The sequence below is a fragment of the Citrobacter europaeus genome, assembly GCF_037482245.1.
Lineage (GTDB): Bacteria > Pseudomonadota > Gammaproteobacteria > Enterobacterales > Enterobacteriaceae > Citrobacter > Citrobacter europaeus.
Genome location: NZ_CP148084.1, coordinates 791,893 through 806,473 on the forward strand (window position 1 = coordinate 791,893; position 14,581 = coordinate 806,473).

14 protein-coding genes and 1 tRNA gene are annotated in these 14,581 nt (G+C 51.8%); 9 read left to right on the forward strand and 6 right to left on the reverse strand.

Going from position 1 to position 14,581, the window contains the following annotated elements:
* The first annotated feature begins 3 nt into the window (after positions 1-3).
* The 4 genes from WHR59_RS03740 (at position 4) to WHR59_RS03760 (ending at position 3,378) form a co-directional block, all read left to right on the forward strand.
* A complete protein-coding gene (locus WHR59_RS03740; protein ID WP_338843594.1) occupies positions 4-291 on the forward strand; it encodes a hypothetical protein in 288 nt (95 codons plus the stop codon).
* Between the two features lie 122 nt (positions 292-413).
* On the forward strand, positions 414-1,484 hold the full coding sequence (locus tag WHR59_RS24450) for an ImcF-related family protein (RefSeq protein ID WP_422388586.1): 1,071 nt from the start codon (positions 414-416) through the stop codon (positions 1,482-1,484).
* A 108-nt stretch (positions 1,485-1,592) separates the two neighbouring features.
* The gene (gene tssE, locus WHR59_RS03755) at positions 1,593-2,036 is read left to right on the forward strand and encodes a type VI secretion system baseplate subunit TssE (RefSeq protein WP_043017589.1); all 444 of its coding nucleotides are present in this window, start codon (positions 1,593-1,595) and stop codon (positions 2,034-2,036) included.
* Position 2,037: 1 nt separating this feature from the next.
* Positions 2,038-3,378 (forward strand): VasL domain-containing protein, encoded by a 1,341-nt coding sequence (locus WHR59_RS03760; protein WP_338843597.1) that lies wholly within the window; start codon positions 2,038-2,040, stop codon positions 3,376-3,378.
* 376 nt (positions 3,379-3,754) lie between these two features.
* On the opposite strand, the gene WHR59_RS03765 is transcribed toward WHR59_RS03760, so the two are convergent.
* Both WHR59_RS03765 and WHR59_RS03770 read right to left on the reverse strand, forming a co-directional pair.
* Positions 3,755-3,830, reverse strand: a tRNA-Phe gene (locus WHR59_RS03765).
* A 105-nt stretch (positions 3,831-3,935) separates the two neighbouring features.
* Positions 3,936-4,643, reverse strand: coding sequence for a DUF554 domain-containing protein (locus WHR59_RS03770; RefSeq protein WP_080626117.1), 708 nt, complete (start codon positions 4,641-4,643; stop codon positions 3,936-3,938).
* A 468-nt stretch (positions 4,644-5,111) separates the two neighbouring features.
* Between WHR59_RS03770 and WHR59_RS03775 the strand changes: the two genes are divergently transcribed.
* Positions 5,112-7,253, forward strand: coding sequence for an ornithine decarboxylase (locus WHR59_RS03775; RefSeq protein ID WP_181634322.1), 2,142 nt, complete (start codon positions 5,112-5,114; stop codon positions 7,251-7,253).
* A 57-nt stretch (positions 7,254-7,310) separates the two neighbouring features.
* Here WHR59_RS03775 and WHR59_RS03780 read toward each other — a convergent pair whose 3' ends face one another.
* The 4 genes from WHR59_RS03780 to mutY all read right to left on the reverse strand — a co-directional run bounded on the left by WHR59_RS03780 (position 7,311) and on the right by mutY (position 11,299).
* A complete protein-coding gene (locus WHR59_RS03780) occupies positions 7,311-8,567 on the reverse strand; it encodes a nucleoside permease (protein WP_043017551.1) in 1,257 nt (418 codons plus the stop codon).
* Positions 8,568-8,777: 210 nt separating this feature from the next.
* Positions 8,778-9,863: a membrane-bound lytic murein transglycosylase MltC gene (mltC, locus tag WHR59_RS03785; RefSeq protein WP_087052015.1), complete on the reverse strand. Its 1,086-nt coding sequence runs from the start codon at positions 9,861-9,863 to the stop codon at positions 8,778-8,780.
* A gap of 86 nt (positions 9,864-9,949) precedes the next feature.
* Positions 9,950-10,219: an oxidative damage protection protein gene (locus tag WHR59_RS03790; protein WP_003027126.1), complete on the reverse strand. Its 270-nt coding sequence runs from the start codon at positions 10,217-10,219 to the stop codon at positions 9,950-9,952.
* Positions 10,220-10,246: 27 nt separating this feature from the next.
* Complete coding sequence (gene mutY / locus WHR59_RS03795; protein WP_043017992.1) at positions 10,247-11,299, reverse strand: A/G-specific adenine glycosylase; 1,053 nt, start codon at positions 11,297-11,299, stop codon at positions 10,247-10,249.
* 160 nt (positions 11,300-11,459) lie between these two features.
* Here mutY and trmB point away from each other — a divergent pair, with 160 nt between their 5' ends.
* From trmB to ansB, 4 genes are all read left to right on the forward strand, one after another.
* Complete coding sequence (gene trmB / locus WHR59_RS03800) at positions 11,460-12,179, forward strand: tRNA (guanosine(46)-N7)-methyltransferase TrmB (protein ID WP_043017550.1); 720 nt, start codon at positions 11,460-11,462, stop codon at positions 12,177-12,179.
* Complete coding sequence (locus WHR59_RS03805) at positions 12,179-12,505, forward strand: YggL family protein (RefSeq protein WP_043017549.1); 327 nt, start codon at positions 12,179-12,181, stop codon at positions 12,503-12,505. The genes trmB and WHR59_RS03805 overlap by 1 nt, the downstream gene beginning before the upstream one ends.
* A gap of 49 nt (positions 12,506-12,554) precedes the next feature.
* Positions 12,555-13,274: a DUF2884 domain-containing protein gene (locus tag WHR59_RS03810; protein ID WP_043017548.1), complete on the forward strand. Its 720-nt coding sequence runs from the start codon at positions 12,555-12,557 to the stop codon at positions 13,272-13,274.
* A 188-nt stretch (positions 13,275-13,462) separates the two neighbouring features.
* Positions 13,463-14,509, forward strand: coding sequence for an L-asparaginase 2 (gene ansB / locus WHR59_RS03815; RefSeq protein WP_043017547.1), 1,047 nt, complete (start codon positions 13,463-13,465; stop codon positions 14,507-14,509).
* Positions 14,510-14,581 lie beyond the last annotated feature (72 nt).

Consider the following 14,581-nt stretch of genomic DNA (forward strand, 5'->3'; position numbering starts at 1 on the left):
ATAATGAAAAAAGACAGGTTGTGGCTGTGTGCCATTGTGATGGTCGCAGCATCTGGCTGCGATCAAAACCCCACCTCAGTCCCCCCCCGGCACAGTGCGGAAGACCAGGTCCGGCTGCAGGAATTTGTGACGCAGATAAAGTCAGAGCAGGTATTTGTGGAAGGCGGTGAATACCTGATGGGGGATTTTGGCGAGGAATATGGTGTGGAAAGGCTGCAGTACGACGGGCGTAAACCCCCACTTTTCAGCACCAGGATACACTGGTTCAATCGGCACCTGTTGTCTCTTTAACCGCAGAACAAATAGATAATGCCGCCCGCCATCTTCAGGCTGTTTTTACCACGCTCCGCTGGCGAGTACCGGTATACCTTTGGTCGCTGAATGGCGCTCAATTCGTCCGGGATGACGTAACCTTGCACTCTGCGACGTGTTTGTTCCCTGCAGGATGCACCACGGCTTTATGTCGTTCGCAGTTGACCTCGTTGGCAATGCAGATGGCGGAGCAGGGTACGCAGCAGGTTACGCGAAATATCCGCGATAATTTCTTACTGAAAATGGCTAATTTGCTGATGCCTGGCGCAGAAGCCATCAGCGAATCGTTGTCCACTTTTTTCAGCCCGCATCGGCCTCTGCCGCTGGCGGCGGTAATCATGAGCCAGTATGCGGAAGATACTTCATCGCTCATCGCGCATGCCTGGATGCGTGATGAGCGCTGGCGTGCGCTGCTTGATTCACTCCCTGCGTTACCTGCTGAACTAAAGGCACAGCGTACAGGCCGTTCAGGGATGCGCGTGTTGGCCGTCTGTACAGCCGGTTTGATGCTGCTATGGGGGGCGGGAATGGTGGTATCTTTTCTGGCTAATCGCAATCTGATTGGCGAAAGTCTGGACCAGGCGAGCCTGGCAGGCGGTGCGGATAAACCGCTCGCCGAGCGTCTTACGGCGCTGTCTGCTCTGCAGCAAACGCCAGGCATGCTTCGCTGGCGTCAGCAGAATGGGACGCCGTGGTACTACCGTTTCGGCTTAAGCCAAAATGATGCTCTGCTGGATGCACTATGGCCGCGCTATACGCGTATCGCTATTCCGCTCCTGCGTGATGAAGCCGCCCAACATCTTACCCAGGAATTAACGGCTTTAACCCGACTGGCTCCAGACAGCCCGCAGTTTGCCGCCCAGGCAAAGATCGCCTACAACCAGTTGAAAATGTATCTGATGCTTTCGCGGCCTGAGCAGATGGAGGCGTCATTTTTTAGTCAGGCGCTGATGCAAGACTGGCCGGAGCGAGCGGGTATTTCGCGCGCATCATGGCAGGGCGTTGGCCCTGGGCTCTGGCAATTCTGGGGAGAAAACCTTCAGGCGCATCCTGAATGGAGGATAGCAGCCGATAAAAATCTTATTAGCCAGGTGCGAACGCTGTTTTCCATTCGAAAACGAAGCGCAATATGTTGCCGTGGCGGGAATGTTTATTTCTCCCGATCTGTCTGAAGATTCTTGGCGCGTGGTATTACGTCGTGAAGATCTCGATCCTGATAATGCGCGAGTGATCGAATTAAATACCCAGACTCTGGCACTCATGGCGCAGGAGGGCGAGTAATGGTCAAGCAGCCTTCACTTTATGACATCTTGCTGGGTAATTTTTCCGGTGGTTTTCCTTTGCACGCAGTCAGCGAAAACACGCAGGTCATCTTATCCGTCCTCGATAATATGCAGCGCATTTTGAATACTCGTGCAGGTAGTCTCAAACATATACCCGATTATGGTTTGCCTGATATGACCAAAATCCTCCAGGGTATGCCAGGTACGGCACATCAGCTTATTAGCACGCTTTCTCAGGTTTTGTTGAAGTATGAACCGCGGCTAAAAGGAATTCAGGTAACGATGCAGCAGCAGGAAACACCGGGACATTTGCGTTATTCCATTGATGCTGAACTGCAAGACCTGGGCATTGTTCGCTATGGCACTGATTTTACCCCTGAGGGGCGGGTTCTGATTCGGCACCTCAAGAGGCAGGGTTGGCTTGAGACTGGAGTGTACTGACATGGAAAAGAATCGCATCAGCACCGGGGGAGACCCACGTGCTTTCATGGAGTTTGGGCAATTACGCGATGAAATTAGCAAGCTGACTCACCCTGCGCGTCCGGACGTTGACTGGCAAAAGGTTGAACAGTTAAGCCTGGCGCTGTTTCGTCATAACGGAGTCGAACTGCAAACACTTGCCTGGTACACCGTCGCCAGAATACGTAATGCGGGACTGGAGGGACTTGCCGAAAGCACGGAACTTCTGGAAGCATTACTGACGCATCACTGGAGTGCAATATGGCCACAGCAAACCCATGCCCGCGTTGAGATCCTGGCATGGTTGTCTGTCCGCTTACAGCAAGAATTGCGTACCCTAACGCTGTCATATGCTGATTTATCAAAAGTGTATCGGGTTGAACAAAGTTTAAAACATGCCTGCGCAGTGCTGCAACGGCTTGAATTGAAAGCGCTTAGTAAAATGGAGGCTGTTGTTACCTGGATGCACAATGCCGCTTTGCGTCTGGAGAAGTCTGAAGCGGATTCGGGATCGGCCGTTGTGATAATACCGGCTTCAGGTACGACTAATAATGTTGAGACGTCTTCGCCACAGTTGGTATTTGTGGTCAATGAACCCGCATCACCCGGGCAATCAAGCGCAGCGGTTTTTACTACTCAAATCGAGGGGGGAACCAGACGGATGTGGCTGGGGTTTGCTATCGGTTTTATCGTTGCTGCGGCAGCGAGCGCAGGCGCTTTTCTTGGCACCAGTCATATGCGGGCTGACGGATATGATCTGATCAAGCCATTGCCTCAGGTGCTGACGCCTGAACAATTATCCGCGTTGAAGCAGTCCTCAGATTTGAAGGATCAGAAGCAGGAAATAATCGTTGCAACGCAAGGGCAATTGGATATTTTATATCGCCTGTCACCTTTGTGGTCGCGAGAATATGCCGCATCATTAGCGCAGCAGGTAGTTACCCTGTGGCCTGAAGAATCGCAGACTACAGTATTTGAAAGCGGGTTACAAAAACAGTTAGCTACCGAAGCGTTGCCGGAAAGCGCTCTGCAAAACTGGCATAATGCTCAGCAGGGGCTGGAAGCGTTAACCGCCCAGCTAAATGCGCTTGATGAACGTAAAGGTAAATATCTGACCGGGTCGGAGCTGAAATCAGCCATTTTCACTATCCGCCGCCAGCTTGACGAAACGCCGCCGACAGAAGAGTTGTTACGTCAAATAGATGAAGAGTTCAAAGTGCAGGGGAGTGTATCACCCGCTTTGTATCAGCAGCTTGATATGCGGATTAATCAGCTTCTTAATCGTTATGCGCTGTTGAAACAAAATTCGGTGAGGAGAGAATAGTCACTATTCTCCAAAAGCAAAAACCCGCCTTTTGGGCGGGTTCTTTAAATAGTGGTGCCCGGACTCGGACTAACGCCGTAGGCGTTGAACAGCGCGCTTGTCGCGCTGGCCCCGCAGGGGTGAGCCGCTGGCGGCGAATAATCGAACGAAGTTCGATGGAGAGTCCGTTTCTCCAAAAGCAAAAACCCAGCCATAGGCTGGGTTCTTTAAATAGTGGTGCCCGGACTCGGACTAACGCCGTAGGCGTTGAACAGCGCGCTTGTCGCGCTGGCCCCGCAGGGGTGAGCCGCTGGCGGCGAATAATCGAACGAAGTTCGATGGAGAGTCCGTTTCTCCAAAAGCAAAAACCCAGCCATAGGCTGGGTTCTTTAAATAGTGGTGCCCGGACTCGGAATCGAACCAAGGACACGGGGATTTTCAATCCCCTGCTCTACCGACTGAGCTATCCGGGCAACGAGGCGCATTAAACCCGATTCGCTTCGCTTCGTCAACGAAATTTCTTCAATTCAATGCAGACTGCACAATCTATCACCACATTGCTGCAATTGCACGCATTCTCAGGCAAAAAATGCCGTCCACGCGGCGGAAAGCGGCATTGCCAGCAGCAGAGCAGGAAGCATATTCACAACCGCAAACATCTTGATGCCGCAAATACGTAAACCGGTTGCCAGCAGCAATAGCCCGCCTACGGCGCTGAAATCGGCCATCATAGCTGGCGTTGTCAGGGGTAAAATCAGTGCTGCACAGGTAGCAAGCGATAACTGGATTGTCAGCATCGGTATGCAAATGGCGGATACTGCAATTCCCAACGAACAGGCAAAGATGATAGCTGTGAAGAAATCGAGAAACGACTTTGCGATTAAAATATTAGGATCGCCGGTCATCCCTTCATGTATCGCACCGAAGATCCCGGTACCGCTGGCGCAAAACAGCACGATGATAGCTACATAGCTTTGAATAAAAGATTCGTGCGTTGCATTGGCATCAGAACGGGTGAAAACCTGCTGCGCTTTGGCGACCGCAGCATTGATCCCTTTTTCCAGATGACAAAACTCGCCAATTAATGCGCCGATCAGCGTTGCCAGAACCATCACCGGTAGGTTGGCGCATTTGATAACCAGCAAGATACCAATCCCTAGCGAAGCCAGTCCGAAAATAGAGGTCATGGAGACCCGAATGCGTTCTGGTATATGCTGGCTAAGCAGCGCGCCGAGAACGCCACCACATAAAATGGCGCTGGCATTAATAAAGGGTCCGATTACCACATTTGCTCCTGCATACCCATTATCGTCTTGATGCTAAAGGCAATTAGCTGGGTAAAATTATGTTTCAGATTGCATTATTATGCCGCTATTTTCAGACGAAATGCTTGTTTATCTGTGAGGTTTTGGCACCGGATTTTATCTTGCGCCTGTAAGTGAAAGGTGCCATGATTGCGCGAATTTTCTCCTGTCTGAATGGGGCTGCCTGGGATGATATTATTCCCCCTACATCGCCTTCAATATCGCCTTTTTGCGCGACGTTTACCCCTTCCTGCGACTTATCTTTATGCACTCACCATGCGGTGAGGGCAGCGCACGCTCACTGCAGGATAACAGTAAAATCAGAGGCTATCTGCTTTTACTGATGTCTGGCGGTCGGGGCTGGTAACCAGTTTGACCTGTCATTTCGTGGGCAAAGCAATGCGGCTTTGTCCGGGACTTTTGATTTTCCCGAAACGGGTTATTGCGCTTATGAAATCAATGAAAATTGCCGCCAGTGGTGAACTGGTTTCTCGTCTGTCCAGTCATCGTCAGGTGGTGTCGCTGGATGGTACCGATTTTACTGACGTTGCGGCAGTCGTCATTACCGTTGCGGACAGCCGCAGTGGGATCCTGGCTTTGTTGAAACGCACCGGTTTTCATATACCGGTCTTTTTGTTCGCAGAATCTGATGTCGATGTCGATGTGCCTGCGGGTATAAATGCGGTCATTTGCGGTCAGGCTCAGGACTGGCTGGAGCTGGAGTCTGCTGCCTGCCAGTATGAGGAAGAGCTGCTGCCGCCGTTCTATGACACGCTCACCCAGTATGTCGAAATGGGGAACAGCACGTTTGCCTGCCCGGGGCACCAACACGGTGAGTTTTTTAAGAAGCATCCGGCGGGCCGGCATTTCTACGAGTTCTTTGGCGAGAATCTGTTTCGCGCGGATATGTGCAACGCCGACGTTAAGCTTGGCGATCTGCTGATTCATGAAGGATCTGCGAAACATGCACAGAAATTTGCTGCGAAAGTTTTCCACGCGGATAAAACCTACTTTGTGCTGAACGGGACCTCGGCGGCCAATAAAGTGGTGACCAATGCGCTGCTGACGCGCGGCGATCTGGTGCTGTTTGACCGCAACAACCATAAGTCGAACCATCACGGCGCGCTGATCCAGGCCGGCGCTACGCCGGTTTATCTGGAAGCTGCGCGTAATCCGTTTGGCTTTATTGGCGGCATTGACGAGCACTGCTTTGATGAGGAGTATCTGCGCCAGCTACTTCGTGACGTTGCGCCGCAAAAGGCCGATCGGCCGCGCCCGTTCCGTCTGGCGATCATTCAACTCGGTACCTATGATGGTACGATCTACAATGCCCGGCAGGTGATCGACAAGATCGGTCATCTGTGTGATTACATCCTGTTTGACTCGGCATGGGTCGGTTACGAACAATTTATTCCGATGATGGCCGATGGGTCACCGCTGCTGCTGGATCTTGATGCTAACGATCCGGGGATCTTTGTCACTCAGTCGGTGCACAAACAGCAGGCCGGATTTTCGCAAACCTCACAGATCCACAAAAAGGATAACCATATTCGCGGCCAGGCGCGATTCTGCCCGCATAAGCGTCTGAACAATGCGTTTATGCTGCATGCTTCCACCAGTCCGTTTTACCCGCTGTTTGCGGCGCTGGACGTTAACGCCAAAATCCACGAAGGGGAGAGTGGCCGTCGGCTATGGGCGGAGTGTGTGGCACTGGGGATTGAGGCCCGTAAAGCGATTCTTACCCGCTGCAAGATGATTCAGCCGTTTATTCCTCCGGTAGTTGATGGCAAACCGTGGGAAAGCTATCCGACGCAGGTGATTGCCAGCGAGCGTCGCTTCTTTAGCTTTGAACCTGGCGCTAAATGGCATGGTTTTTCCGGCTACGCGCGCGACCAGTATTTTGTCGACCCCTGCAAACTGCTGTTAACCACTCCGGGTATTGATGCGCAAACCGGGCAATATACCGACTTTGGTATTCCGGCGACGATTCTGGCGCATTACCTGCGGGAAAACGGCATAGTGCCGGAGAAATGCGACCTTAACTCGATTCTGTTCCTGCTGACCCCGGCAGAAAGCGCGGAGAAACTGGCACAACTGGTGGCGATGCTGGCGCAGTTTGAGCAGCATATTGAAGACGATACGCCGCTGGCAGATGTGCTACCCACCATCTTCAATAAGTATCCGGTACGTTACCGGGATTACACGCTGCGTGAACTGTGTCAGGAGATGCACTCACTGTACGTAAGCTTTGATGTGAAAGATCTGCAAAAAGCGATGTTCCGTCAGGAGAGTTTACCTGCCGTGGCGATGAACCCGCAGGATGCCAACAGCGTTTTTATCCGCGGTGATGTTGAACTGGTGCGTATTTGTGATGCCGCTGGGCGCATTGCGGCGGAAGGTGCGCTGCCTTATCCTCCGGGCGTGCTGTGCGTGGTGCCAGGCGAAGTCTGGGGCGGGGTGGTACAACGTTACTTCCTGGCGCTGGAAGAGGGTGTAAACCTGCTGCCGGGCTTCTCGCCGGAGCTGCAAGGGGTTTACAGTGAGACAGATGCAGACGGCATTAAACGTCTGTATGGATATGTTTTGAAGTAAGCGCCATCTGGACAAAAAGAAGGTCACCATCTGGTGACCTTCTTTCATCAATAAAGATTAGTGCGCGATAGTCTGGGTGCCAGCCGGAACGCGTACGTGTTTGTATTTAAACAGCGCAACGAAGGCAAAAGCCAGAACCAGCGAGTAACCTGCGAAGATTAGCCACACGGTCTGCCAGTCGGTAATACCGTTCAACGTATAGTATTCAACGACTTTACCGCTCACCAGCCCGCCCAGAATACAACCGAAGCCGTTGGTCATCATCAGGAACATACCCTGTGCGCTGGCGCGGATCTCAGGGCGAACTTCTTTCTCTACGAATACAGAGCCAGAGATGTTGAAGAAGTCGAAGGCGCAGCCGTAAACAATCATCGACAGCACCAGCAGCACGGTACCGAACGGTGTCGGATCGCCGTAGGCAAACAGGCCGAAGCGCAGCATCCACGCCACAATACTGATAAGCATCACGTTCTTAATGCCGTAACGGCTTAAGAAGAACGGGATGGTCAGGATAAACAGGGTCTCGGAAATCTGCGAAATCGACATCATCACCGATGCGTGTTCAACGATGAAGCTGCCGGAGAACAGCGGGTTGTTATCGAAGCTGTGCAGGAAGGTATTACCAAACATATTGGTAATTTGCAGCTCTGCGCCCAGCATCATCGAGAAAATAAAGAAAATCGCCATACGCTTGTTTTTAAACAGCGCGAAGGCATCCAGGCCGAGCATAGACGTCCAGCTCTGGTTTTTCTGCTGGTTAGCGACCGGAATATGCGGCAGCGTCAGGGTGAACAGCGCCAGTACCACGGACAGCGTCGCACCGATATACAGCTGCATATGGCTCAGTTCAAAGCCGGAGAAGCTTACGGCCCACATTGCCATAATAAAACCGATGGTGCCCCAGATACGGATTGGCGGGAAGTCCGTAACGATATCCATCCCGGCTGACTGCAGGCGGTAGTAAGAGATAGTGTTGATTAACCCCAACGTTGGCATATAGGCCAGGGAGTTAAGCAAGATCACAAAGAACATGGCGCCTGGCGTGGTGACCTCGGCTGCGGCGAACAGCGTTGCAGCGCCGACCAGGTGGCAAATAGTATAAACCCATTTCGCACTGATCCATTTGTCAGCCACGATCCCTAACAGTGTAGGCATAAACACGGCGGCGATCCCCAGCGAGCTATATACTGCGCCAATGGATGCACCATCGAATTTAAGGGTGACAAACATATAGGAGCCGAGGGTAGTGAGCCAACTACCCCATAAGCAGAACTGCAGAAACGAGAGAACTTTCAGCTGCAGCTTAAGATTCATGTTAATTTCCTCACACCGTAATGCGGATGAATGTTTTAAAAGGCACATTTGCCGTGGCTATATGATGTGATTCTATCAACGAGAGGCACTCTTTTTTTGTTACCTGTGACAAATATTTGCAAACAATTTCTGATTGCAAAGCAAAAGAGTGATGGGGTTAACGTTTTTGGCTCTTCTGGCCCCCGTTTCAGGGGGCAGAAGAGGAATACATTAGTGGCGTCGATATGATTTTTGTGCGGAATTGACCTTGTAAAGGTATCGACGTGATTCAGCAGAAGGGTGTCGGGTGGTCAGCGTTTGATAAACGTCTCCCGGGGACATGCTGTTAATAATATTCGCGGCCTGAATTTTATCGTTCGAGAATACGCGCAGCACGCTGCCCGCGCCGCCGTTATACGCGGTGATCACCGCATAGCGACGCGAGGTTGGATTATCGATGCCACCCAAATAGACATTGTTGAGCATTGCCAGATAAGCGGTACCGGTATCAATGTTGCTGGCTGGGTCAAACAGGAAACTACGGCTTGGCGTGCCTGAGCGACCTTGCGAGCGGAACACATCTTTCCCGGCGCTGTGCTGTACCACCTGCATCAGCCCCAGCGCATCGGCATGGCTGACCGCATAGGGGTTAAACGAGGATTCGGTTTGCATGATGGCCAGAATCAGCGACTCGTCGACGCCATACTTACGAGAAGCCTGGCGCACCATGCCGACGTACTTATGCGCACGCTTATCAAGGTGGTTCGGCACCAGATTGATCGTTACGCTATAGATGATACGCAGGCCATTGCTGCGGCTTTTAAGTCGCGTTTGCAGCAGATAGTTGGCAAAGTTGGTGGCACGTCCCTCCCAACGAATGGGCTGGCCGGTATTATCAACCACCTGTCCGTACAGGAACGGCTCTTTGGAAATCTTAATGTCATCGACATCGGAATAGAGGTCGATAGAACCCGGATCATCGCCCATCAGCAACGTCTTGATAATCGCCCGGCGCAGGTGTCCGGCGGGATCTGTCCCGGCAATGGTCTCGACGGTTATCGTACCGTCATCAAAGTTGATATGGCTGCGGGTTTGGTACTGATCGGTATACTTGACGTAGTCCTTCGGACCCGCAATCAGCACTTCCTTAAATCCCCACAGGTTCTCAATGTTATGGGCAAATTGCCCCATCAGAATATCAAAACCGTTGGTATCCTTGACCCAGGCTTCGTTATAGGAATCGCCTTTTTTGGTCGAACTGGAACAGGAGATGAGCAACGGCGCAATAACGGTAAGCGCGAGAAATTTTTTCATCATTCCGGGAGTGCGTGTTGTGTTTGTTATTTGCAAGGACCAGATTAAATCGTAGGCCGGATCAGCGCAGCGCCATCCGGCAACGGTTCTTATGACTCTGGCGTATAGCCTTCAATATGCACATCCTTACCTTCAAACAGGAAGTTAATCATTTCCTGTTCCAGTAACTTACGGTGTTCGACGTTCATCATATTGAGTTTTTTCTCGTTAATCAGCATGGTTTGCTTATGCTGCCATTGCGCCCATGCTTCTTTAGAAATTTCGTTATAGATACGTTTTCCCAGATCGCCCGGGTACAGCTGAAAATCCTGTCCTTCTGCTTCGCGTTGCAGGAAAGTGCAAAAAATCGTTCTGCTCATAAAAAATCCTCTCTATCGACCGGTACGTTAAACCTGGGTGCCGGCACGTAATTGCTGTAACAAACGCTCCACGGGGGCCGCCAGTCCGACCGACGGCGGTTGCGCTAAGTTATACCAGAGCGCGTTGCCTTCATCCATGCATGAGCTGAATGAAGACACGGGAAGCCACATAGGCACAATATCTAAGTGGAAATGGCTAAAGGTATGGCGAAACGCATTAAGTTGGGTCAGATTATCTGCGTTAATTTGTCGTTGCGCCAGCCAGTTGCGTAGCCCATCTTCATCGTCAAACTGCGGAAAACAGTATAAACCACCCCATAAGCCGCTGGGTGGCCGCTGCGCGAGCAACACCTCTTCATCATGCTGCATCAGTAAAAAATAGCCCGTCCGTTCCGGTAGCGTCTGTTTGGGTTTTTTACCTGGGTACTGCGCCCAGCTTGCATTGGCGCTTGCCACACAGCCATTTTCCAACGGACACAGGGAACATTTAGGTTTTGAGCGCGTACAGACCATGGCGCCTAAATCCATCATCGCCTGATTAAATCGCTCAACGCCGTGGGCAGGCGTAACCCGCTCGCTCAACTCCCACAGTTTCTTTTCAACCTCTTTTTTACCCGGCCAACCGCTTACAGCATAACAGCGAGCCAGCACACGTTTGACGTTACCGTCGAGAATCGGAAAATGCTGACCCAGAGAGAGAGAAAGGATCGCGCCTGCGGTTGAACGCCCGACGCCAGGCAGGGCGGCCACCTCTTCAAAGGTTTGCGGGAATATGCCGCCATGCAGCGTCACAACCTGCTGCGCCGCTTTATGCAGATTTCGCGCACGGGCGTAATAGCCCAGCCCGGTCCATAAATGCAGGACTTCATCCAGCGGCGCATGGGCTAAATCCGTTACCGTTGGGAAGCGCGCCATAAAGCGCTCAAAATAGGGGATGACGGTGGCAACCTGAGTTTGTTGCAGCATCACCTCAGAGAGCCATACTTTGTAAGGCGTCTTGTCAATTTGCCAGGGCAGCGTTTTCCGCCCGTATTTGTCGTACCAGCTCAAAACCTGAGCCGAGAATTGAGACGCTTGCATGATTACCGTTTCATTATTGCCGGGGGCAAGATTGCAGCACAGCGGCAACGGGGTGTAAACCGGAACTTTCCGCTGCTCACTTTCTTCCTTTACTTGCATCCGGCAACTAACTTTGGATAATGCCCGTTTTCAGAACTCAATCACAGCAGACTAAACTTTTATGAAGAACGACGTCATTTCACCGGAATTTGATGAAAACGGCCGCCCGCTGCGCCGGATTCGTAGTTTTGTTCGTCGCCAGGGGCGACTGACGAAAGGGCAGGAACACGCGCTGGAAAACTACTGGCCGGTGATGGGCGTTGAGTTCAGCGAAGAGCCTGTGGATTTCGCAGTATTGTTTGGTCGCGACGCGCCAGTCACGCTGGAAATCGGTTTTGGTATGGGGGCTTCGCTGGTGGCGATGGCGAAAGCGTGCCCGGAACAAAATTTCCTCGGCATTGAGGTTCACTCGCCGGGTGTTGGCGCGTGTCTGGCTTCAGCCCATGAAGAGGGCGTCGAGAATCTGCGCGTCATGTGCCATGATGCCGTTGAAGTCCTGCATAAAATGATTCCTGACAATTCTTTATCTATGGTTCAGCTGTTTTTCCCTGACCCGTGGCATAAAGCACGTCATAATAAACGCCGTATCGTTCAGGTACCGTTTGCTGAGCATATCTTAAGCAAGCTGAAGCTGGGCGGCGTGTTCCACATGGCAACCGACTGGGAAGCCTACGCGGAGCACATGCTGGAAGTAATGTCCTCAATTGACGGGTATAAAAACCAGTCAGAGAGTAACGATTATGTACCGCGCCCACAATCGCGCCCGGTAACCAAATTTGAACAACGTGGTCATCGTCTTGGCCACGGCGTATGGGACTTAATGTTCGAGAGGGTGAAATAATGGCAAAGAACCGTAGCCGTCGTCTGCGTAAAAAGATGCACATCGACGAATTCCAGGAAATAGGTTTTTCGGTTGCATGGCGTTTCCCGGAAGGTACATCCGGAGAGCAGGTCGATCAAATCGTTGATGACTTTATCAATGAAGTTATCGAACCGAACAAACTGGCCTTTGACGGCAGCGGCTATCTGGCCTGGGAAGGTCTGATCTGTCTGCAGGAAATCGGCAAATGCACCGAAGAACATCAGGCTATCGTGCGTAAGTGGCTGGAAGAACACAAACTTGAAGAAGTGCGTACCAGCGAACTTTTCGATATTTGGTGGGACTAAGTAGCACAGGGTCGGCAAATGCCGGCCCGATTTGTATTGAGGGAAAGATATGATGCGCAAAACGCTGCTGGCGGCAGTCCTAACGTTCACGGCGATGGCCGCACATGCCGATTATCAGTGCAGCGTCACCCCGCGTGACGATGTGATTTTGAGCCCACAAACTGTGCAGGTGAAGGGGGAGAACGGCGACCTGGTTATTACCCAGTCCGGTGATGTTACCTTTAACGGTAAACAGTACAACCTGAACGCCGCACAGCGTGAGCAGGCCAAAGATTATCAGGCGGCGTTGCGTAGTAGCCTGCCATGGATTGATGAAGGTGCCAGAGCGCGCGTGGAGAAAGGTCGCGTGGCGCTGGACAAAATCATCGCCAAAGAGGTCGGCGAAAGCAGCAACATGCGTGGCCGCTTAACCAAGCTGGATGCGCAGTTGAAAGCGCAGATGAACCGCATCATTGAGCATCGTACTGACGGCCTGACCTTCCATTATAAGGCGATTGATCAGGTTCGCGCGGATGGACAACAGCTGGTGAATCAGGCGATGGGCGGTATTTTACAGGACAGCATCAACGAGATGGGGGCGAAAGCCGTGCTCAAAGGCGGTGGTAATCCGCTGCAGGGCGTACTCGGAAGCCTCGGCGGTTTGCAGACCTCAATTCAGAACGAATGGAAGAATCAGGAACAAGACTTCCAGCAGTTTGGTAAAGATGTTTGCGCCCGCGTCGTGACGCTGGAAAACGATCGTAAAACGCTGGTTAGCGCTCTGAAATAATCTTCACCTCTTTTTAACGGCACAGAAACATTCTGTGCCGTTTTATTTTGTACTTTTCTGTTTTTTTGATATCCATCTCTAAGAATAACAATTTGATGGAGATATAAATCTGGTTAATTGGATGGCGTCACATTATTCATCTGTAAGATAGACATAATGCTGCAAATTCAAGTAACTGGAGAAATAACATGGAGTTTTTCAAGAGAACGGCACTTGCCGCACTGGTTATGGGTTTCAGCGGCGCGGCGCTGGCATTGCCAAACATCACCATTTTAGCTACTGGCGGAACGATTGCCGGCGGCGGTGATTCCGCGACAAAATCTAACTACACGGCAGGCAAGGTCGGCGTAGAAAATCTGGTTGATGCCGTACCTCAGTTGAAAGATATCGCCGTTGTGAAAGGCGAGCAGGTGGTGAACATCGGCTCCCAGGATATGAATGACGAAGTCTGGTTAACACTGGCGAAAAAGATTAATACCGAGTGTGATAAAACCGACGGCTTCGTGGTAACTCATGGTACGGATACCATGGAAGAAACCGCCTATTTCCTCGACCTGACCGTCAAGTGCAACAAGCCGGTGGTGCTGGTCGGCGCAATGCGTCCGTCTACAGGTATGAGCGCTGATGGCCCGTTCAATCTGTATAACGCAGTGGTTACCGCAGCAGACAAAGCCTCTGCCAACCGTGGCGTGCTGGTGGTGATGAACGACACCGTTATGGATGGTCGCGACGTGACCAAAACCAACACTACCGATGTCGCCACCTTCAAATCCGTTAACTATGGCCCGCTGGGCTACATCCATAACGGTAAGATTGACTACCAGCGTACGCCTGCGCGTAAGCACACCACATCCACGCCGTTCGATGTTTCTAAGCTGACCGAGTTGCCGAAAGTTGGGATTGTTTACAACTACGCTAACGCATCCGATCTGCCGGCAAAAGCTCTGGTGGACGCGGGTTACGCCGGGATCGTCAGTGCGGGTGTAGGTAACGGTAACCTGTATAAAACCATTTTCGATACGCTGGCAACTGCCGCGCACAAAGGTACCGTTGTGGTGCGTTCATCCCGTGTACCAACCGGCTCCACCACGCAGGATGCTGAAATTGATGATGCGAAATACGGGTTTGTGGCTTCAGGCTCTCTGAACCCGCAAAAAGCGCGTGTTCTGCTGCAGCTTGCGCTGACCCAAACCAAGGATCCTAAGCAGATCCAGGAAATGTTTAATCAGTATTAATCGATGAAGGTGGCTGCGCTTATCGCCCTAACCCTGTAGGTCTGATAAGCGCAGCGCCATCAGGCAATTTGT